The 20,086-nt window shown below is 67.9% G+C and carries 20 protein-coding genes; 5 read left to right on the forward strand and 15 right to left on the reverse strand.

The annotated features are described in order from the left end of the window. Window positions 1–59: 59 nt before the first annotated feature. The gene (locus tag BN2156_RS13900; RefSeq protein ID WP_090514696.1) at window positions 60–647 is read right to left on the reverse strand and encodes an HD domain-containing protein; all 588 of its coding nucleotides are present in this window, start codon (window positions 645–647) and stop codon (window positions 60–62) included. Between the two features lie 10 nt (window positions 648–657). Further along, a complete protein-coding gene (locus tag BN2156_RS13905; RefSeq protein ID WP_090514700.1) occupies window positions 658–2,121 on the reverse strand; it encodes an FAD-dependent oxidoreductase in 1,464 nt (487 codons plus the stop codon). Window positions 2,122–2,277: 156 nt separating this feature from the next. On the opposite strand from BN2156_RS13905, the gene BN2156_RS13910 reads away from it, so the two are divergent. Both BN2156_RS13910 and BN2156_RS13915 read left to right on the forward strand, forming a co-directional pair. After that, a complete protein-coding gene (locus BN2156_RS13910; protein ID WP_235625300.1) occupies window positions 2,278–2,943 on the forward strand; it encodes a DUF6891 domain-containing protein in 666 nt (221 codons plus the stop codon). A 75-nt stretch (window positions 2,944–3,018) separates the two neighbouring features. After that, the gene (locus tag BN2156_RS13915) at window positions 3,019–3,564 is read left to right on the forward strand and encodes a hypothetical protein (protein WP_235625301.1); all 546 of its coding nucleotides are present in this window, start codon (window positions 3,019–3,021) and stop codon (window positions 3,562–3,564) included. Here the strand turns inward: BN2156_RS13915 and BN2156_RS13920 are convergent. The 3 genes from BN2156_RS13920 to groES all read right to left on the reverse strand — a co-directional run bounded on the left by BN2156_RS13920 (window position 3,527) and on the right by groES (window position 6,142). Then, window positions 3,527–4,006, reverse strand: a complete 480-nt coding sequence (locus tag BN2156_RS13920) for an SRPBCC family protein (RefSeq protein WP_090514706.1) — start codon at window positions 4,004–4,006, stop codon at window positions 3,527–3,529. The two genes, BN2156_RS13915 and BN2156_RS13920, sit on opposite strands and share 38 nt — an antisense overlap. Before the next feature lie 127 nt (window positions 4,007–4,133). Continuing rightward, entirely contained in the window at window positions 4,134–5,753 is a 1,620-nt protein-coding gene (gene groL / locus BN2156_RS13925; RefSeq protein WP_090514708.1) for a chaperonin GroEL, read from the reverse strand. A gap of 86 nt (window positions 5,754–5,839) precedes the next feature. Continuing rightward, complete coding sequence (groES, locus tag BN2156_RS13930; RefSeq protein ID WP_090514711.1) at window positions 5,840–6,142, reverse strand: co-chaperone GroES; 303 nt, start codon at window positions 6,140–6,142, stop codon at window positions 5,840–5,842. A 256-nt stretch (window positions 6,143–6,398) separates the two neighbouring features. On the opposite strand from groES, the gene BN2156_RS13935 reads away from it, so the two are divergent. After that, the gene (locus BN2156_RS13935; RefSeq protein WP_090514713.1) at window positions 6,399–7,691 is read left to right on the forward strand and encodes an HNH endonuclease signature motif containing protein; all 1,293 of its coding nucleotides are present in this window, start codon (window positions 6,399–6,401) and stop codon (window positions 7,689–7,691) included. Here the strand turns inward: BN2156_RS13935 and BN2156_RS13940 are convergent. Genes BN2156_RS13940 through BN2156_RS13950 form a run of 3 tightly spaced genes read right to left on the reverse strand, consistent with a single transcriptional unit; the run spans window position 7,626 to window position 11,913 of the window. Next, entirely contained in the window at window positions 7,626–9,293 is a 1,668-nt protein-coding gene (locus BN2156_RS13940) for a diol dehydratase reactivase ATPase-like domain-containing protein (protein WP_090514716.1), read from the reverse strand. The genes BN2156_RS13935 and BN2156_RS13940 overlap by 66 nt on opposite strands. Continuing rightward, window positions 9,290–9,649, reverse strand: coding sequence for a diol dehydratase small subunit (locus tag BN2156_RS13945; RefSeq protein ID WP_090514719.1), 360 nt, complete (start codon window positions 9,647–9,649; stop codon window positions 9,290–9,292). Before BN2156_RS13945 ends, BN2156_RS13940 begins: the two co-directional genes overlap by 4 nt. Then, window positions 9,646–11,913, reverse strand: coding sequence for a propanediol/glycerol family dehydratase large subunit (locus tag BN2156_RS13950; protein ID WP_090514721.1), 2,268 nt, complete (start codon window positions 11,911–11,913; stop codon window positions 9,646–9,648). Before BN2156_RS13950 ends, BN2156_RS13945 begins: the two co-directional genes overlap by 4 nt. A 246-nt stretch (window positions 11,914–12,159) precedes the next feature. On the opposite strand from BN2156_RS13950, the gene BN2156_RS13955 reads away from it, so the two are divergent. Further along, a complete protein-coding gene (locus BN2156_RS13955; RefSeq protein WP_090514724.1) occupies window positions 12,160–13,602 on the forward strand; it encodes an APC family permease in 1,443 nt (480 codons plus the stop codon). Window positions 13,603–13,714: 112 nt separating this feature from the next. Further along, the gene (locus BN2156_RS13960; protein ID WP_090514727.1) at window positions 13,715–14,749 is read left to right on the forward strand and encodes a PucR family transcriptional regulator ligand-binding domain-containing protein; all 1,035 of its coding nucleotides are present in this window, start codon (window positions 13,715–13,717) and stop codon (window positions 14,747–14,749) included. Here BN2156_RS13960 and BN2156_RS13965 read toward each other — a convergent pair whose 3' ends face one another. From BN2156_RS13965 to alr, 7 genes are read right to left on the reverse strand one after another with little or no spacing between them, the layout of a single operon-like run. Continuing rightward, window positions 14,750–15,199 carry a nuclear transport factor 2 family protein gene (locus BN2156_RS13965; protein WP_090514729.1) on the reverse strand — a complete coding sequence of 150 codons (450 nt, stop codon included), beginning with the start codon at window positions 15,197–15,199 and terminating at the stop codon, window positions 14,750–14,752. Window positions 15,200–15,204: 5 nt separating this feature from the next. Then, window positions 15,205–16,227 carry a tRNA (adenosine(37)-N6)-threonylcarbamoyltransferase complex transferase subunit TsaD gene (tsaD, locus tag BN2156_RS13970; RefSeq protein WP_090514732.1) on the reverse strand — a complete coding sequence of 341 codons (1,023 nt, stop codon included), beginning with the start codon at window positions 16,225–16,227 and terminating at the stop codon, window positions 15,205–15,207. Further along, on the reverse strand, window positions 16,224–16,685 hold the full coding sequence (gene rimI, locus BN2156_RS13975) for a ribosomal protein S18-alanine N-acetyltransferase (RefSeq protein ID WP_090514735.1): 462 nt from the start codon (window positions 16,683–16,685) through the stop codon (window positions 16,224–16,226). The genes tsaD and rimI overlap by 4 nt, the downstream gene beginning before the upstream one ends. Beyond that, complete coding sequence (gene tsaB, locus BN2156_RS13980) at window positions 16,682–17,320, reverse strand: tRNA (adenosine(37)-N6)-threonylcarbamoyltransferase complex dimerization subunit type 1 TsaB (RefSeq protein ID WP_090515909.1); 639 nt, start codon at window positions 17,318–17,320, stop codon at window positions 16,682–16,684. The genes rimI and tsaB overlap by 4 nt, the downstream gene beginning before the upstream one ends. Further along, window positions 17,317–17,784, reverse strand: a complete 468-nt coding sequence (gene tsaE / locus BN2156_RS13985) for a tRNA (adenosine(37)-N6)-threonylcarbamoyltransferase complex ATPase subunit type 1 TsaE (protein WP_090514737.1) — start codon at window positions 17,782–17,784, stop codon at window positions 17,317–17,319. The genes tsaB and tsaE overlap by 4 nt, the downstream gene beginning before the upstream one ends. Further along, window positions 17,777–18,865 carry an alpha/beta fold hydrolase gene (locus tag BN2156_RS13990; RefSeq protein ID WP_090514740.1) on the reverse strand — a complete coding sequence of 363 codons (1,089 nt, stop codon included), beginning with the start codon at window positions 18,863–18,865 and terminating at the stop codon, window positions 17,777–17,779. The genes tsaE and BN2156_RS13990 overlap by 8 nt, the downstream gene beginning before the upstream one ends. After that, complete coding sequence (gene alr, locus BN2156_RS13995) at window positions 18,862–20,031, reverse strand: alanine racemase (RefSeq protein ID WP_090514743.1); 1,170 nt, start codon at window positions 20,029–20,031, stop codon at window positions 18,862–18,864. Before alr ends, BN2156_RS13990 begins: the two co-directional genes overlap by 4 nt. Window positions 20,032–20,086: the final 55 nt, after the last annotated feature.

Below are 20,086 nucleotides of genomic sequence, written 5' to 3' on the forward strand. Positions count from 1 at the left end.
CGCCTCGAGGCTAGGCCGGTGACGGTTGTCTGGCCGCGGATCGCAGCATTGACAATCGGTCACGCATCCAGCGGATTGGCCCTGATGCGCTCGGCACCGTGGTTGGCCACCGAAGCGGCAGCGGCACCATCCGGTTTGCGCCTCGCCTGGTCCTCGAAGCACGCGATGAATTCGCTGCCGAAACCTTGCCGGGGATAACGCGTCAGGATGTCGGTCCTCGTCTGATCGGGGAACTCCTCCGGCCGGCGTCCGACGACATCCCAGCCGGTGGCCACCTGCAAGAGGTGAGATTCGGGATCGGCAGTCGCCGAAACGTCGTCGCGCATGTGCAGCACGATGATCTCCGTCGCCCTGGCGCACCGGGTCGCAGGCCAACCGGCCGCCATCCCGAACACCCAGGCCAGATCCCCACCCGCCGCCTCGAACGACACCCGGTGACTGTCGAACGAATCGGTCAGTCCGATGTCGTGCAGCAGCGCCGAGACGTAGTACAGCTCGTCGTCGAAGGCGATGCCGTGCGCGGCTGCGTACGTTGCGCCCCACAGATATGAGCGGATGCAGTGATTGAGCAGTGCCGGCGAATAGAAGCGCGTTGCCACTGCCAGTGCCGCCACGGCCGCCGGAGTCTGCGGACCGGCCTCGTCCATCACGCCTCCATCAAAAGTTCAAGCCCGAGAACATGATCCGGGCCGGGTCATATTTCTGCCGAGTGGCGGCCAGCCGAGAGATGTTGGCACCGAAGTACCGCGAGGCAGGCTGGTTCGCCTCGAGATAGTTCACGTAGCCGCCTACCGAATACGGTGCCACAGCTCGGTGAGCGGTGTTGAGCCAGTTGGCCGCTGCCGCCGGCGAACCGGCGGTCTCCACATACCACTGCACCAACGCCGACTGCCGCCGCCATGGGAACGCGGAATCCCCTGGTCCCACGGTGGCGAGCGCGCCGTCGAGGGCATGCATGATCACCAACGGCCGACCGGCCCCAGCAGGAAATGCGTTGAACGCGGCGGCGATCCCCTGGGCGGCAGCCGGAGTGATCGACTGGAACACATCGGAACCACCGACATAGCCGAGCGGCGACGGATTGAGGTTGTTCACGGCCAGGTACTTCACCAGGTCCAAGTAGTTGAACGTCTGGTTTTCCACTCCCATCGGTTGCAGCCCTACCGCTTTGGACACGGCAGCCGCCACAGCATCACCGGAGCCGGCCGGACAGGTGGCCAGGATGCGACAGTGCGCACCGCCGCCCGGGTCGGTGACAGTGTCGGCCAGTGCCCAGCTGCTGCGGTCGGCAGTGCGCAACCAGTTCTGCCAGCCGAGGAGAACCTGGGCGAAAGACTGCAGCGGGAAATGAACGTTCACAGCGTCCACGTCGCTGGTGGGGAAGGTCGCGAAGGTCAGCGCGGTCGTCACCCCGAAGTTGCCACCGCCGCCACCGCGCAACGCCCAGAACAGATCTGGATTTTCGTTGGCCGACGCGGTGACCGCCCCGCCGCCCGGCAGCACCACCGTCGCCGACACCAACTGATCGCTCATCAGACCAGCATGCCGCGATTGGGCACCCAACCCGCCGCCCAGGGCATGTCCGGCCGCCCCGACCGTCGGGCAGGTTCCAGTCGGGATGCCGCGGCCGGCTCCGGCCAGAACCTGGTGGATCGCAAACAGACCGGTCGCCGGGGTGACGGTGACCTGCCCGGTGGCGGCGTCGTAGTTGATGTCGCCCGGCAGCTGCCGCAGGTCCAGGACCATCGTGCCGTTCGCGGTCGACGCGCCCACGTAGGAATGCCCACCGCCGCGGGGCGCCACCTTGAGGTTGTGGGCAGCAGCGAAGGCCATCGCCCGCTGCACGTCCACCGCCGAACTCGGGGTGACGACCGCCGCCGGCGCAAGACCGTTGAAGTTGGTGTTGAAAACCGCTTTGGCCGAGGCGAATTGCCCACCGCTGTCCGGCAGGATCACCTGGCCCTTGATGGCGGCGGCGAGATCGCCCCAGCCCGACGAGGCCCTGGGATCCGCACTCGCCCGGGTCGATCCGAATACCGCTCCGGCGGCCAACGCCCCGACGGCGCCCCGCAGGAACGTCTGACGCGAGACCCCGCGCGGCGACTCCCGCGGTTCCGTCATGTCCGCATTGTCAGCCACCTGGGATCAAAAACCGGCACGTAGCAGGGCGTGTCGCGCCGGCAGTCCGGCAACCGATGAGATCGTCACCGCCGGTGGCTACGATCGCCACCGCCGGGTGATCGCCCGGTAACGACAGCACACCTGGAGGCCAGCGCCGTGAGCGCACCGTCGAACCCGAACGCGATCCCCACCTACGCCACACTCCCAGACCTCCCGTTGGACGACGAGGACCGCGCCACCCTCACATCCGAGATCTGGGGCATGCTGGTCACCGGCAACGACGACGCCGAAGAGTTCCTCGAGATCTACGCCGAGGACTACGAGCTCACCGAAGACCAGCTCACGGCTGCCTTCACCGCCCTGCGTGAAGCCAGGCTGCGCCAGCAGGCCGAAATCGGTGATTACCGGTCGCGGACGCTGGCGGCATTCGACGAACTCAATGCCAACGGCGTGATCGCCCGCGCCGACTTCTCCTGCTGCGGAACCTGTGCCTCAGCCGAGATCGGCGATGAACGCGACGACAGCCGCCACTGGAGTGGCTTCGTCTACTTCCACAGCCAGGACACCGATCGTCTGGTCGAGGACGGCAGCACGTACATCGGTTATGGAGCGTTCGAGCCCGAGAACTTCGACGAGGACGCGTACAACCGGCTCAGCGATGAGGCGAAGGAGGACCTGTACTTTCGCGACGTGGCGCGGATGCTCGACGACGTCGTCTTCCCCGTCGTGCGACGCCACGGCATCGAGCCGGAGTGGAACCGCGACCTGGGAACGCGGGTGCTGCTGACCAACGCCGACTGGTACTCGCCGATCGAGAGCTGACGGCCTGTAACCCCGGCGGCGAGCAGACCGAAACACAGTTCAGTGGGCCGTCACGTCTGAAGGAGGGCTGCGCCGATGCCGAACAATTGCCGCGGCACGATATCCGGTATCGGTGCCGCCATGGCCGGGCTCGTCGTATCGGCCGCGCTGAACGTGGCCACGGCCCACGCGAGCCCGCTGCCCGGGTTCTGCGTGCCGCCCAACGTCGTCGATGAGGTCTGTACTGCGCGACTGACGTCGGTCACGGCTGATGCTGTCGACGGGACGATCACCGGGACACCGGTTGGTGGCACGGACCCGCTCACGCTGTCGGGGCCGCAAGACGCGTACCTGAAATCGACGGGGTTCGGAAACTCATCACCGGACCCGGTCCGGCAGTGGGACAACGAGATCGATCAGGTCGGCAACCTCGACACCTCGCCGGCCAACCCCAATTGGTACGGCAACGCCAAGGCCAGAGTGTTCCTCCCCAGGACCCTCAATGACCTGGCCACCAAGTTTCCGCCTGAGGTCCTCGTCGTCCGGTTCGTGTTCGACGACGCGCGGCCGGACACGTTCCGGCTGGTGTCGATTCAACCGTCGGCTACGTCCGCTCCTGGGCCAGCCCGGCCAGGTACTTGAGCGAGTTGTCCAGATGCTGCCGGTCGAACGGCGGGAACGCGATGTTGTCGCGGATCGCCTGCGGCACCGCCGACCAGTCATACGTCAGGGTGACGTTCGTCCGGTCGTCCTCCAGCGGCTCCAGGTCGTAGCGCCAGACCCAGCCGCCGAAGTCGAGATCGGCGTCGTCATCGCCCTGGCCCGGCAACCACGCGATCGCGCGAGGAGGCTCGAAGACCTCCACCCGGTTGGCCATCTCGTAGTGCATGCCGCCGTAGTTGTCGTGGTACATCGCCATCCGGAAGACCTGGCCGGCCGCGGTCAGCTGCTTGCCGTCGAGCGACTCCCGCACCCAGCCGGTGCCGTCGATTGCCTGATGGGTCCTCGGGTCGGCCAGCACCGCGAACACGGTTTCGGCCGGCGCGTTGACGGCGCACGTGGCGCTCATGGTTTCGTCAGTCATAGCCGTACCGACCGAGCATGGCTCAGAAACTCATCGAGGCTGCGCGTAGATCGTCATTTCGTCGGTGCGCCAACTCAGACGAAAACACCCCCGGCCCAAGAGGACCGGGGGTGTTCTACGGAACTACCTAGTGAGCGTGGCCGTGGTGGTGACCGGCGTGCTCATCTTCCTCGGCGGGCTTGTCCACGACGGCCGTCTCGGTCGTCAGGATCATGCGCGCCACGGATGCGGCGTTGAGCACCGCAGAGCGGGTCACCTTGGCCGGGTCCACGATGCCCTCGGCGACCAGGTCACCGTAGGACAGGGTGGCGGCGTTGAAGCCCTGGCCGTTGCCCTGCTCGCTGACCTTGTTCACCACGACCGAGCCGTCCAGGCCGGCGTTGGTGGCGATCCAGTACAGCGGGGCCGACAGTGCGGAGGCGAACACCTCGACACCGAGGGCCTCATCGCCCTTGACCTCACCGCGCAGCTTGTCCAGGGCCGAGCCGGCCTGCACGAGTGCGGCGCCACCACCGGTGACGATGCCCTCCTCGACGGCAGCCTTGGCCGCCGCGACGGCGTCCTCAACCGCTTCCTTGCGCTTCTTCAGGTCGGTCTCGGTGGCCGCGCCGACCTTGATAACCGCGACGCCGCCGGACAGCTTGGCCAGCCGCTCCTGCAGCTTCTCGCGATCCCAGTCGGAGTCGGTGGTCTCGATCTCGGCCTTGAGTTGCTTGACCCGGTCGGCGACCGCGTCCTTGGAGCCACCACCGTCGACGATCACAGTGCTGTCCTTGTTGACCACGATGCGACGGGCCGAGCCCAGCACGTCCAGGCCGGCCTCGCGCAGGACCAGGCCCACGTCGGGGTTGACGACCTGGCCGCCGGTGACGATGGCGAGATCGTCCAGGAACGCCTTGCGACGATCGCCGAAGAACGGCGCCTTGACGGCGACGGCCTTGAGCGTCTTGCGGATGGCGTTGACGACCAGCGTGGACAGGGCCTCGCCCTCGACGTCCTCGGCGATGATCAGCAGCGGCTTGCCGCTCTCGGCGACCTTCTCCAGCAGCGGCAGCAGGTCGGGCAGCGAGCTGATCTTGTCGCGGTGCAGCAGCACCACGGCATCCTCGAGCACCGCTTCCTGGGTGTCGAAGTCGTTGACGAAGTAGGCCGAGATGAAGCCCTTGTCGAAGCCGACGCCCTCGGTGACCTCGAGCTCGGTGTTGAGCGTCGAGGATTCCTCGATGGTGACCACACCGTCGTGACCGACCTTGGTCATGGCCTCGCCGACCAGCTCACCGATCTGCTCGTCGCGCGAGGAGACCGTGGCGACCTGGGCGATGGCGGTCTTGTCCGACACCGGGGTGGCGGCGGCCAGCAGGGCCTCGGACACCGCGTCGGCGGCCTTGCCGATACCCAGGCCCAGCGCGATCGGGTTGGCACCGGCGGCCACGTTGCGCAGGCCGGCCTTGACCAGGGCCTGTGCCAACACGGTGGCGGTGGTGGTGCCGTCGCCTGCGACGTCGTTGGTCTTGGTGGCCACCGACTTCACCAGCTGGGCGCCGAGGTTCTCGAACGGGTCTTCCAGGTCGATCTCGCGCGCGATGGTCACACCGTCATTGGTGACCTGCGGTCCACCGAAAGCCTTGGCCAGCACCACGTTCCGACCGCGCGGACCCAGAGTCACCTTGACCGCGTCGGCGAGCTTGTCGACGCCGGCCTCCATGGCCCGGCGCGCAGTCTCGTTGAACTCAATCTGCTTGCTCATAGATGTCTTTCTGCTTGAGAACGCATGCCGCCCCGGACATCACCCGCGTTGAACACGGGGATCTCCGGGGCGGACGCACGAGTGTGTTACTTGGAAACGACAGCCAGCACGTCGCGGGCCGACAGGATCAGGTACTCCTCGCCGTTGTACTTGATCTCGGTGCCGCCGTACTTGCTGTAGATGACGGTGTCGCCCTCGGCAACGTCCAGGGGGATCCGCTTCTCGCCGTCCTCATCCCAGCGGCCGGGGCCAACTGCGACGACGGTGCCTTCCTGCGGCTTTTCCTTGGCGGTGTCGGGGATGACCAGACCGGAAGCGGTCGTGGTCTCGGCCGCGTTGGCCTGAACGAGGATCTTGTCCTCGAGTGGCTTGATGTTGACTGCCACGATGGAAGCCCTCCACTTGTTTGGGTATCGAGTCCCGGTGTTCTCCGGGGCCCTCGGGTTAACCAGGTGTTCGGCATGCGTCCGAGCCCTCGCTCCGTCGTCGCGGGTGCCGGCGCTGGGGTAGGCCGCGTGCCACCTAGCACTCTATACATGCGAGTGCTAGCACTCAAGGGTGGGTTGTGCGCCGCCCGCGAACTCTTCTATGAGCTGAAAGCCTGCCAAAAAGTATGAGTCAGTGGACGGTGCTATACTCGAACACATGTTCGAAGTTAGTTGGAACATCGACCTTGACGCCACGGAAGCGGCGTTGGTCGACCAGCTAGCTGCGATGACCCGCGCGACCGCCGGCATTGCCGCGGCACAGGCCAGAGTGACGGCGATGCTGGAAGCCAAGCGCCTCGCCCGTAAGGCCGCTGAGGGTGTGCCTGCCGCCAGACGCGCTCAAGGGCTGGCATCCGAGGTGGGGCTGGCCCGCAAGTCCTCCCCTTGGCACGGGGCCAAGTATCTGAAGATGTCCAGGATCCTGGTCGACGACATGCCTTACACGCTCGCGGCTCTGCAGTCCGGCGTGCTTACCGAATACCGGGCAATGATCATCGCGGACCAGGCCGCCTGCCTGTCACCGGCAGATCGACACGCGATGGACGCCGAACTGTGCGCGGATCCTGCCGTGCTGGATGACCTGGGGGACAAAAAGGTTGAGGCTGAGGCCGGGCGGGTGGCTTTTCGGCTCGACCACGACGCGGTGATGGCGCGCATCAGCCGCCATCAGTGCGATCGCACTGTCACGCTGCGTCCGGCCCCGCACGGCATGGCGTACGTGACTGCGCTGCTGACCTCCGCAGAAGGCGTTACGGCCTATCAAGCGCTGCAGGCGGAGGCCGCCGCCGCCGGGGCCGCCTCGATCGCCGCCGGAGGTGGATGCCAGGGGCGAGGCCCGTTGATGGCCGATGCCTTCTACCGACGGGTCACCGGGCGTGAGGTCGAAGCCGCGGTCCCGGTCGCGCTCAACCTGGTGGTCTCCGACGAGAGCTTGTTGGCCCAGGGTTCCGAACCGGCGGTGCTGCAGGGATACGGCCCCATCCCGGCAGCGGTGGCCCGACAGATGGCCTTGGCGGCGCTGCTGGACCCCCAGGCCGAGGCCGCGGTGCGCAAGCTCTACGCCGATCCGGCCACCGGCAACCTGGTCGCCATGGAGTCCACCGCCCGGGCGTTCCCCAAGGGGCTGCGCTGGCTGATCGCCATGCGTGACCAAAAGTGCCGCACGCCGTATTGCGACGCCCCCATCCGGCACATCGACCACATCACCCGGCACGCCGACGGTGGCGCGACCACCTCCGTCAACGGGCAAGGGCTTTGCGAACGCTGCAATTACGCAAAGGAAAGCCCCGGGTGGCAGACCGCGACCACCTACGACGGTTACGGCCGGCACACCACAGAACTCACCACGCCGACCGGCCGGACCTATCGAAGTACCGCCCCGCCGCTACCTACCGGCGCGCGGGTGTTCACCAGCGACATCCACGTCGTGCGCATTCACGCTGCCGCCTGACCGGTCGACCCGGTCCAGCTCTTCATCCCGCGGCTGACCGCCCGGTATCCGCGTGGCCATGGCCACCAGTCCGTAGGCCACCGCGAACCGATGGCCCAGCTGACCGGCCACGTTTCCCCGGCCCACACTCACGTCGTGGCCGAGCTGCTCGCTGACCGCTCGGACCAGTTCGTCGTCGCTGGCGCCGCCTCCGACGAGCAGCACTCCGGCCACTCCGGGGGCCACCTGCTCGATACCCCGCATCACGTTGCCGCCGATCACCTGGCGTTTGGCGGCCAGGCGCCAACTGCGCCACTCGGCGCCCGACAGCCGCGCCGTGAAGGGCAGCCAACCAGTGGGGGCCGCCGTCAGCAGCCATCCGCTGCACCGGCCGCTGAGCGGCGTGTCCAGGAACTGCCGCCGGCCGTGTTCGTCCTCGATCAGCTGGACGGTGACGGCCGTGACCGCCTCCGCCCGTTTGGCGTATTCGGCCGCGCTTCGGGAGATGTCCAGGGCGGAGGCCGTCGCCGCGGTCAGCAGCTGTCCCGCACCCGGCAACACGACGCGGGATCCGTCGGACACGACGTCGACGGTGCCGCCGCCGACATCCACGACCACAACCCCGGGGGTGACCCCGGGAGTGGTGAGAGCGCCGACGCGGGCCGCTGCGGCCTCCGAGTCGACGGGCGTCACCGGCACGCCCAGCGCGCCGGCCAACTCGTCGGCCCCGGCCGGCGGTCTCTGCTCGCCGCCCATGCTCGCCATCACCAGACTGTCCACAGCGACCGATCCGCGACGCGAATTGGCCCGCGCCGCGATATCGGCGAGATGAACCACATGGGCACCGCCTCGCTCGGGCCGCACGACGGGCGGGGAAACCGCCGGCTCGGAATCGCCGAGGCTGACCACCGCGCAGGCACTGTCGAAGAGCTGATCGGCGATCACGCGCGCATCCGCGCGTTCGGCCTCGCTCAGGCCGAACACATCGGCGAGCCAGAAGGGATCGGTGAGGCTTTGCAGGGGCGCGATGCCCTGGCGCACTTCGGCTGCGACGCGGGACGCCGGCAGTAGCGCCATCACGTCGACGTCGTCGACGACCGGCAGAGCGGTGCTCAGCCGGTTCGACACCAGCACCGCCTCATCGTTGGCCGTCAGTACCGCGGTGACGTTGCAGCCTTGGGCTACAGCGGCATTCACTCGCAGCGCTACCTCACGGTAATCCCACTGCGCCGTCGCGCAGGCGATGACCGGACGGCCGGGCTCGACGTCACCGAGGCACTCGACCGGAACCGGCTGCCCCACCCCGACCGCATCGCCCGCGGTGGTGGCCGCCGACCGGGTGACAATCGTCAGCCTTCCCGTCCGCCTGGTCTCCAGTCGGACCTGTTCGACGGTCGACTGGACGGGCGGGGTCGGGGCGAACGCTGCCCGGTCGACCACCAGCCCATGCGCCTCGGCCAGGCGCCGCACCAACTGCGCGGCACCCTGCACCGCGCGGGGCGATCCCTTGCCACCACGGGTCGGGGTGCGGGCGCTGGCCAGCACCGTGAGTTCGCCGTCCATCCGGCAGAGCACCACCTCGGTGGTGGAATTGCCGATGTCGACACCGGCCCAGACGGTCACCGCAGCAGGCCGCGCCGCTGGTAGGCCGTCGCCGCCTCCCGGACGAGCGCCGCACAGGCGGGTGCATCCCGGTCTGCGAGCCGCTGTGCCAGGTCCTCCAACTCAGCGAAGCTCGACCGGTGCGGCCTCAGCGCCTCATAGGCGGCCAGCATCTCCTCAGAGCTGAGTGCGGTCATCTCAGCCGCCCGCCGCAGGTTCATCGCCAATTGCACGGAGCCGGAGCGCTCCGCGATATCCGCCTGGGACAGAAGGGTTTCCCGGCTTATCCGGATGTCATCGAGAATCAGGTCGCCGCTGCGGGCAGCCTCGACCGTCACCTCGGCGAGGCTGCGGCCCGAGTGCGCGGTGGTCGTCATCGCTTGAGCTCCAATTCCATGTTCACGCTGTCTTCGCGATCGCATTCGGACCGCTCGATCGCCACCATCGACACCACCCTGGTGTGGTACCGGGCGGTGATCGCCTCGTCGGTGTATGCGTTGCGCATCGGAGCCGGTGTCGCGCCCTTGGCGTGCCTGCCGGCGTTGATGCCGATCAGCCGGTACATCCCCGGGGTGATCAGCGGTGCGACACTGAGCAATTCGAGGTTGGCCAACGGCGGGAGATCTCGGCGGTGGATCAGGGTGGTGCCCTTGGCCTGAAGCCCGACACCGATCCCGGATCCGGACAGCCGGGCCGCGGATTTACCGATCACCCCGAGATCCACCGAGTCGGCGATCCGGACCAGGCGTGGCACACACTGCTCCTCTTCCAGCCCGGCCAGGATCTGCTCCAGCGCGTCGTAGACACTCATCCCCGACAGGGTGCGAAACAGCTTGACGCCGAATGCCGGAGACACCCCGATGACCACCTCGCGGGGATCGTCTCCGACGCTCGCGGGCCCCCGCACGATCAGCCGGTCCGGATGGGCGAAGGTCGCCTGCTCCTTGACCAGGTCGGTCACCGACCGCGCCTGGCGCACCGCGTCGATCTGGGCCTGGCGCTCCGCCGTCGGCCGGTACCCGGTGCCGGGACCGCGGTAGTCGTTCGGATCCTGTAGCGCCGAAAGCACATTCATCTGTTCGTCGAAGATCGCCGCGGTCTGCAGATAGTCGCCGGTGACGCGGGCCTTGGCCATGTCCAGAACCCGCTCGGCGATGTCGGTGAAACCCGTCTCCGCGAGCGCGGCGACGATATCGAGCACCGTCAGACCCGATTGCTCGATCATCCGGGCAGCACTGAGTACCTTCACCCCGTCGGTGGCGGGCAGATCCTTGGAACCCGCAGCGCCGACAACGGCTTCCACATGGTCATCATCGAAATCAGCGAGCCCGAGATATTCGAATACCGCCCGGGTGGCTTCGGCGGCCTGGCGGCGCATGGCCTCCAGGGTGGTCGGATCCACCGACCGCAGCCCGCCGTCGACACCCCAGTCGCGCTGCATCACCAGATAGTCGTCGAGGTCGGCGGCATTGAAGTTGGACGGGCCGAACATGTTGTCGTAGGCCACCACCGAGCCGAATCCGGAGAAGATGAAATCCGATCCCGACAACAGCACCGGTAGCGTCCGGCTGGTTCGCCGCATCGTCGACTCGGACACCAGCGAGTCGTTGCCGCTGCAGGATTCGAGCCCGCGCAGCATGACCATGAGGTTCTCGGCGATGAGTTCGCGGACACCACCCGGCACCGACGCGGTGATCGAGGCGCCGTCGATACCGCCGTTCTGAACCCCCTGTGCGCCGATGCCTTTGGCCAGGGCGACGCAGCGGGACTCCAGGTAGTTCATCGACTTGCGTTCGGCCTGGCCCATCAGCACCTCCGATCCCGCCCCGCTGGACAGCCGCATCTTGATACCGCGGGAGGCGTAGGACGAAGTGAGAAACGCTTTCGACCACGGGGTGTCGTCACCGTCGGTGAAGACCTGCTCGGTGCCGTACACCGAAACCGTCTCGGCGTAGGACACCAGGCCGCGCACCCCGAGTTCCAGCTCTCGCGCCTCCTCGACCGAACACTGTGTCAGCGCCCCGGGCGCGGGTACCTGGGAACCGATCAGCAGGCCCACCGCGACCGCCGGGGCGTCGTCGAGCACCGGGACGGTGGCCTCCAGTTCCCGGAAGCCGTAGACGACGGCGGTGGCGGCGTCGGCCGCGATGAGCAACGGGTCGTCGAGGCGGTTGGTGACGTGGGCCTGGTTGGCGGGAGTGCGGCGGGCCCGCATCTTCATCATCGCCATCTGTATCTCGACGGGCTGCAGCAGCGCCACCACCCTGGCCATCTTGGCCGGGGTCAGTCCACCGCAGACGCGCAGCACCTCCTCGCGCGGCACACCCGAGTCGACGATCATCCGGGCCAGCTCGACGTCACTCATCGCCATCGATCGCGGTGCCTGCTCAGGGTCGACGGCGTAGCGGACGATGAACTCGTCGATGGTGTCGAAGTCGGTGGCCGCCTTCGAGTCCATCTCCAGCACGGTGCCGTCGTCGGCCGCCTTCCAGGACGGTTCCGGATCGTGGGGCGACAGATGCGAGATCATGCCCAGCTCGGGGTCGGCCTGGGCGAAGCCGTCCAGGTTGACGCGCTGCTCATCCAGCAGTCGGATGCGCCCCAGCCGGTGATCCTGCTCGGTTTCGCTGCTGTCGTTCATGGCGGTCGTCGTACCTCTCTGTCGCGTGACCGGCCAAGCATCGACTGAACGCAGCGCCGGAAACAACGTCCGCCCGGCACCTTCCAACAATGTGTGTGACTCCGGCGCAGCCAATGTGAACTGGCTTACAACAAGGTGTTGGAAAGTGATCGACTGCAGTGGCGCAGCGGCCTGTGATTCTCGCAAACTTGCCCCGGACTTCACCTGGCCGCCAACTGCGGCCGGCAGTTAGGAGGAATCGACCCAATGACCGAGGTTGTCAACGCGGGCCAAAAGCCCGCACCTGATACGTCATCGGACGGCCGTCCGCCGAAATTGCGCGGACACCTCGGCGTGCCCGCGATCGTGCTGATGGTGGTGGCGGCCTCGGCGCCGCTGTCGACCATCGGCGGCAATGTGCCGATCGCGATGGCATTGGGCAACACCACCGGCATCCCGGTCGCCTTCATCGTCGCCGGGGTCATCTTCGGCCTCTTCGCGGCCAGCTTCGTCGCGATGTCGAAGTACGTCACCGACGCCGGTGCCTTCTACGCCTACATCCGCGAGTCGCTCGGCCGGGCGGCCGGAACCGGTGCGGCCGTGCTCGCGCTCCCGGCCTACATGGCGACCCTGATCGCCGTGGCTGCCTACGACGGCGTCATCCTCAACGAGCTGATCACCCGGTTCGGTGGACCTGATCTTCCATGGTGGTTGTTGACCGGCCTGGTGCTGGCGGCCGTCGCCTGGCTCGGCTACCGCGACATCGATCTCAGCGCCAAGGTGCTCGGTGTCTTCCTGGTGTCCGAGGTCGCGATCCTCATGGTGGTGGATCTGGTGATCGTGGTCCGCGGTGGTGAGCACGGCCTCACCGGCGACTCGTTCACCCCGCAGGGTATCGCCGGCGGATTCGGCATCGCCCTGCTGTACGCCCTGTGGGGATTCGTCGGTGTCGAGGCGACCGCGGTCTTCCGCGACGAGGCCAAGGACCCCGATCGCACGGTGCCCCGGGCCACCTACTGGGCGGTGGGCATCGTCGCGGTCTTCTATGCCTTCACCAGCTGGGCGCTGGTCGAGGGCAACGGCGGGCACGACGCCATCCAGCTGGCCACCGACGATCCCGACAACTTCATGGTGAACACCGCGGGCAAGTACCTCGGCATGGTGGGACGCGATCTGAACACCATCCTGTGGTCTGTCAGTGTCTTCGCGTGTGCCCTCGCGTTCCACAACATCGCGTCGCGGTACGCGTTCGTGCTCGGACAGAGCGGCGTGTTCTCGAAGAAGATCGGCAAGGTGCATGAGCGTCATGGCTCACCGTCGAACGCCTCGCTGGTCATCACCGTGGCCTCGTTCGTCGTCATGGGTATCTGCGCAGCACTGCAGCTGGACCCCGTGTTGCAGATCTTCGGACCTGGCGGTGGCCTCGGCATCCTGGCCCTGGCGCTCCTGTGGCTGCTGACCACGATCTCGGTGGTGATCTTCTTCGTCCGGCGTGGCAACTCGACCGGCAAGGTGGTGCTTGCCTCGTTCGCGACGCTCGCCCTGGCGGCGGCGCTGGTGCTGGTGGTGTCCAACCTGACCCTGGTGGTCGGTGGCACACCCACCCTGGCGGCGATCTTCGGTGTGATGCCGCTGGTGTTCTTCGCAACCGGCATGCTGCTGAGCCGACGATCTTCCGGGGAGCTGGCCTCCATATCGTCGGTCGGCTGAACAAGCCCCGGCGTCGGTGGCCACCTGCCGGGCAGGTGGCCACCGACGTGACTGGTCGCTGATACCGTCGGCTTCGACGCACCGCCGAGCAGTTGATCAGAAGGGAAGCGGCATGTCCGAGGACTCGTCGCTGAACGTAGCGGCGGTCTTGACGATTCCACCCCTGGACCAGGGTTCGGTGGTCGCCGGGCACCGCGGGCTGGCCCGCGAGGTCGGGTGGGTGGACATCATCCACGCACCCGCCGAGGACTTCGTCCGACCCGGTGACCTGGTACTCACCACCGGCGCCGACATCCACCAGCCGGGGGTCCGTGAATTCCTGGTCTCCCTGGTGGCCTCACCGGCCGCGGGCATCATTCTCAGCCCACCACCCGATGTGGACGCCCACGATCTCCTGGAGCTGCTGATCCCCCTCGCCGACCAGCATGCATGCCCATTTGTGCTGCTGCCCTGGGAGATTGCCTTCGCCGACGTCCAGAAGACCATCCTGCCGCTGGTCAGTCCGTCTCCACCGGACACCCGGGTCCAGATGGTCATCGGGCGCCGCTTGCATGACGATCCCCACTGGGGCGACGCCGCCCACAGTTTCGCCAAAGCGCTACACGAATTGGCGCTCGCCGCCGGTCTGACGGTCACCTCCTCGGTCACCGACGACCTGGTGATGAGCCACTTCTCTTCGGCCCCAACAGAAGCCACGGTATCGGGCTTGGTCGATTCCGCACAGCGACTAAGCAAGCTCCCCGAGGAGCTCGTGACCTGGGCGCTGCTGGCACCCGCACATGGCCATGCGGTCACCGTCGCCGCACCGGTCTCGCAGGCACTTCCCGAGGGCCCGGTCGGTCCTATGCAGTTCGCCGAGGTGCTCCGTCAGCACCCGCGCAGCATGGCAACCATCCTGCAAACGCTGCAGCCACTCATCGACTACGACAAGACCCGGCGTGGACAACTCGTGCACACGCTGGAGATCCTTCTCGACGAGGCCACCAACACCAGTGCGGCGGCGCGGGCATTGTTCCTGAACCGGCACTCGCTGCTGTACCGGATCAAACTCATCGAGGAACTCACCGGGCTGTCACTGAAGAACCCCGCCGACCGTTTCCAACTGGAGGTCAGCGTCCGGGTTCACCACATCAACGAAGCGCGCTGACTAGCGGTCGTACTGTCGAGGGTCGACGTTCAGATGCGCCGAAACGTCGCCCACCATCTCGACGTCGACCTTGCGCTCGGTGAAATACCAACCGTGTTCGTCACGGGCGAACATGTCGGCGTAGCGCCCGACCACGATGGGCTGCAGCGGAACCGTCTCGGTCTTCTGGACGACACAGAACGTCGAGCGAGCCTCGGCCCGATCACCGTCCAGCTCGACGATCGGGTTGAGCACCAGGTGGCGGGTCAGCGTGCGATTGCCGTGCTCCCGAAACCGGCGGGTGGTGTGTGCGAACAACTTGGCGATGGCCTGCTCCCCGGCGACGCTGCCCGATGCGGGCCCGCCGAACGTCGCACGGCCCAGCAGCTTGCCGACCCCGTCGAAGTCGCCGGCGTCGATCAGCTCGGCGTAGCGGTACAGCAGCTCGGTGACCTCGAGCTTGTCGGCCATTGCGGTCACGCCACCTGTCCCTTCACCACCGGCAGACCCGGATCACTGGCCGCATCCAGCGGCGACGGCGTCGCGCCTGCCGCGATCAGGTGTGCGGCGAACGAGGCGATCATGGCGCCGTTGTCGGTGCACAGCCGCGGCCGCGGCACCCGCAGTGTCAGGCCGGCCGCCGCGCAACGCTCCTCGGCAAGTTCCCGCAGCCGCGAATTGGCCGCCACCCCACCGGCGATCAGCAGCGTGGACACCTCGAGATCGGTTGCCGCGCGCACGGCCTTGGCGGTCAGCACATCGGCGACGGCCTCCTGGAAGCCTGCCGCGACGTCAGCCTGCGACGCCTCCGGGTGTGCTTCCACGTAGCGGGCCACCGCGGTCTTGAGCCCCGAGAAACTGAACACGTACGGGTCGTCGCGCGGGCCGGTCATGCCCCGGGGGAAGACGATGGCGTCGCGGTCACCGGTGCGAGCCAGCTCGTCGAGCACCCGCCCACCCGGATAGCCCAGCCCCAGCAGCCGGGCCACCTTGTCGTAGGCCTCCCCGGCGGCGTCGTCGACGGTGCTGCCGAGCTCGATGATCGGCTCCCCCAGCGACCTGACATGCAGCAGGTGGGTGTGCCCGCCGGAGACCAGCAGGCCCACGCTCTCGGGCAGCGGCCCGTGGTCGTACACATCGGCGGCCAGGTGCCCGCCCAGGTGATTGACGCCGTAGAACGGGACGTTCCAGCCGGCCGCGTACGCCTTGGCGGCGGCCACGCCGACCAGCAGCGCTCCGGCCAGCCCCGGCCCGATGGTCGCGGCGACGACGTCGGGCCGCTCGATGCCGGCCGCATCCAGGGCCCGGCGCATGGTCGGCCCGAGCGCCTCCAGGTGCGCGCGCGACGCGATCTCGGGGACGACGCCGCCGTAGCGGGCGTGCTCGTCGACGCTGGAGGCGACTTCGTCGGCCAGCAGCCGTACCGTGCCGTCGTCGGCGAGGTCGGCGATGCCGACTCCGGTTTCGTCACAAGAACTTTCGATGGCCAGGATGATCACGACGGGTCCCCTTGGGGAAGGCGTTGCATGGTGTAGGCATCGGCCCCGCTGGCGCGGTAGTACCGCTTGCGCAGGCCTATGTTGACGAATCCGACGCTCTCGTACAGCGCGATGGCCGGTTCGTTGTCGGTGCGGACTTCCAGGAAAACCGTTCCGCCCGAGGCGTACTCGAGCAGGTCGTCGAGCAGCCGGCGCCCGATCCCCTGCCCCTGAAAGTCAGGATCGACGCCGATGGTGTGAATCTCGTACTCATAGGGGCGCATTCGGCCCAGCCGGGAGATGCCGGCATAGCCGACCAGCACCCCGTCGTCGCGGGCCGCGATGTAGCGGTTGTGCTTGGCGTCGAGTTCGGCCAGGAACGCCCGGGCCGGCCATGGATCGTCGCCGGCGAACAGCTTGGCTTCCAGCTCCGCGCACCGCGTGGCGTCGGCCCGCGTCAGCGCGTCGAACACGGTCATTTCCGCACCGCCGCAGAGGGTTTGGCGTCGGGCCGGCGCAGATATAGCGGGACCAACGGCTGCGGGTCGCCCCAATCGGTGACGGCGAGCACCAAGCCCGCAGGCGTCGGATACACCACGTCCAGCCGTGGCAGGTCGAACAGTGCGGCGTGATCGGGTGAACCGGCCACGGCGGCGACCGAGGTCTGCAGTACCGAGGCCACATCGGCGGGAGCGTTGACGGCAGGACCATCGACCCGAACCCCGTCGCGGTAGTGCGCCCAGTACACCTCGCGTCGCCGGGCGTCGGTGACCACCAGCACGTCGCCCTCGGTGTGGATTCCGATGCCGTCCAGGCTGCACACCCCGTGCACCGGAACGCCCAGCGCATGCCCGAACGCCGCGGCACTGGCCATCCCCACCCGCAGGCCGGTGAACGGGCCGGGACCGCACCCGACGACGACCGCGTCAAGATCTGCGACGGTGATCCCGGCATCGGCGATGGCGCCGAGCACATTCGGCGTGAGCTGTTCGGCGTGGGCCCGGGCGTCGACGGTCACCCGCTCGGCGAGGGTCTGCACCGTGCCGTCCTCGGTCCGGCCGACCACGCCGGCGCTGACGGCCGGGGTCGCGGTGTCGACGGTCAGCACATTCATGGGGCGCTCCACTGCCAGATCACCGTGCGCGTCTCGGTTTCGGTGTCCCGCTCGATCCGGATGTCCAGGTGATGATCGGAAAGACGTTCGGCCAGGCCCTCACCCCACTCGACGACCACCACGGCGTCGTCCAGGTCGGTGTCGAGGTCGAGCGCGTCGAGCTCCCCCAGCAGGTCGACACCGGGGTGATCGAGCAACCGGTACATGTCCACATGCACCATCGCCGGCCGGCCGGCCTGCCGGGCGGGGTGCACCCGGGCCAGCACGAACGTCGGGGAAACCACCGGCCCATCGACATCCATGGCCGCCGCGATGCCCTTGGCCATCACGGTCTTGCCCGCCCCCAGCGGACCGGACAGCACCACCACGTCGCCGGCCTTCAACCCGGCGCCGAGCCGCGCGCCCAAGGCGATGGTGTCCTCGGTGGTGGCCAGTTGCGCTGTGCCGGCGCTGCGCTCAGCCACGGAACCGCACCCGGTCGCGGACCCGACGGCTGAGGGTGACCAGTCTGGACGGGGTGGCCCGCTCCACCAGACGGACCAGTGCGTCGTCGATCACCACGGGCTCCTCCAGCTGGACCAGATGACCCGCTCCCCCGACGATCACGAGTTCGGAGCGGGGTAGCTGTGCGGCCATGGCCTTTGAGTATTCCATTGGCGTGAGCAGGTCACGGTCACCACAGGCGATCAGTGTCGGCACTTTCGCCAGCACCCGAAGGGCACCGGCCTCGTCGTGGACCTCCAGGGCATGCAGGAATTCGACCAGCGTGGTGATCGAGGTGCCGTGCATCATCCGTTGGGAGAACCGGACGACACTAGGGCTGACCGCTTCGTCGCCGTAGGACGCCGCGCGCAGTACCGGTCCGATCACCGACCGGGCCGCGCCACGAGTGTGGTGCACCGCGCCAGGGGCATACCGCGCCACGAACCGTACCGCCTCCAGCGCCGGGTTACGCAGGATCTCCCCCAGCGGTGAGCGGGTCACGCCTTCGACCGCCGACGAGATCACCGCCGCGCCCACGATCTGCTTCGGATAGCGATGCGGGAACTGGCGCGCATGCGAGAGCACCGTCATTCCGCCCATCGAGTGGCCGACGAGCACCGCGGGGCCACGCGGAACCGTCACGGACAGAACGGCTTCCAGGTCGCGCCCGAGTTGCTCGACGGTGTAGGTGTCCGGAGGTGCGGTCCCCGACTGGCCGTGGCCCCGCTGGTCGTAGAACACCATCCGCACCTGCGGACCCCACTGTTCGGCCAGTCGGGTGCGCTGAAAGTAGAAGGCGCCCATGCGCAGACAGAAACCGTGCGCGAACACCACGGTCAGCGGCGCGTCGTTGGGGCCGACTTCGCGTACCGCCAACGGCACTCCGTCGTCTGTCGTCACCACGGAGCTGCGGTCGGCATCGAGGCGTTCGAAATCCTCACCCAGGTAGGGGTCTTCGCCGGCTCTGCGCCGGGTCAGCGACCGCGCCACCGACCGGCCCGCCACCGTGCCCACAGCCGTCAGCCCGGCCGCGCCGGCCAACCACTGAGCATTGCGACTCAACGCCCGCGACCCGCCTGCAGATACGTACGGACGATCCGGCCGCGTGGGCTGGTCGCCACCTCATAGTTGATGGTGCCGAGCAGCTCGGCCCAGTCCTGGGCGGTCTCTTCGCCCTGGGTACCGGGGCCGAACAGGATCGCGTCGTCACCTTCGTGGACATCGGTGGCGCCCGGACCGAGATCGACGACGAACTGGTCCATGCAGATCCGTCCGACGGCCGGGCAGCGCCGGCCGTTGATCAGTACTTCGATCCGCCCGCTCAGCGAACGGAAGATGCCGTCGGCGTACCCAACCGGCAGCAGCGCCAGCGTGGTGTCCCGCTCGGCGATCCAGCGGTGACCGTAGGACACCCCGTCGCCGGCGTGCACCGAACGGACCAGCGCGACCGGACATTTCAATGTCATGGCGGGCCGCAGCCCCATGTCGCCGCGCTCCGGGATGGGGCTCAGGCCGTACACCGCGATGCCGGGCCGCACCATGTCGAACGCCAGATCCGGACGGGTCATGGCCGCAGGGGAATTGGACAGGTGGGCCAGCTCGAACTCCACGCCCAGGGCGGCAGCCTGCTCCCGCATCGCGGTGAGGCGCTTGCCCTGCAGGTCGTTGAACGGATTGTCGGGGTCGTCACCGTGCGCCAGGTGACTCATGATGCCCCGCGCCCGCAGCGCCCCGTCGGCTTGCGCACGTGCCAGCGCGGCGATGACATCGGGGAAATCGGCGGGGCTGACCCCGTTACGGCTCAGCCCGGTATCGACCTTCACCGTCACGGTCGCGGTGCGGCCGGTCTGACGTGCGGCGGCCACCACATCGTCGACCTGGCGCACCGAGGACACCGCGACCTGCACGTCGTTGTCGAGGGCGGGGGTGAAATCGGTGCCGGGCGGGTGCAGCCAGCACAGCACCGGAGCGGTGATCCCACCGTTCCGCAGCGCCACGGCCTCGGCGATGGTCACCACCCCGAGTTCAGCGGCCCCGGCGGCCAGCGCGGCCCGGCCCACCTCGACGGCGCCGTGCCCGTATCCGTCGGCCTTGACCACGGCCATCACCCGGGCGTCACCGGCATGTTCACGCAGCAGGCGGACGTTGTGGTCGATCGCGCCGAGGTCCACCATCGCCTGCGGCGAGGCGTGGGGGTTCAGCGATGTCTCGCGTTCGGTCGTCTGCATGTCATATCACCGCCGACCATTGTCCCAGAGGGTCACATCCGGGCAGATCAGCGGA

It is taken from the genome of Mycolicibacterium neworleansense, from assembly GCF_001245615.1.
Classification (GTDB): domain Bacteria; phylum Actinomycetota; class Actinomycetes; order Mycobacteriales; family Mycobacteriaceae; genus Mycobacterium; species Mycobacterium neworleansense.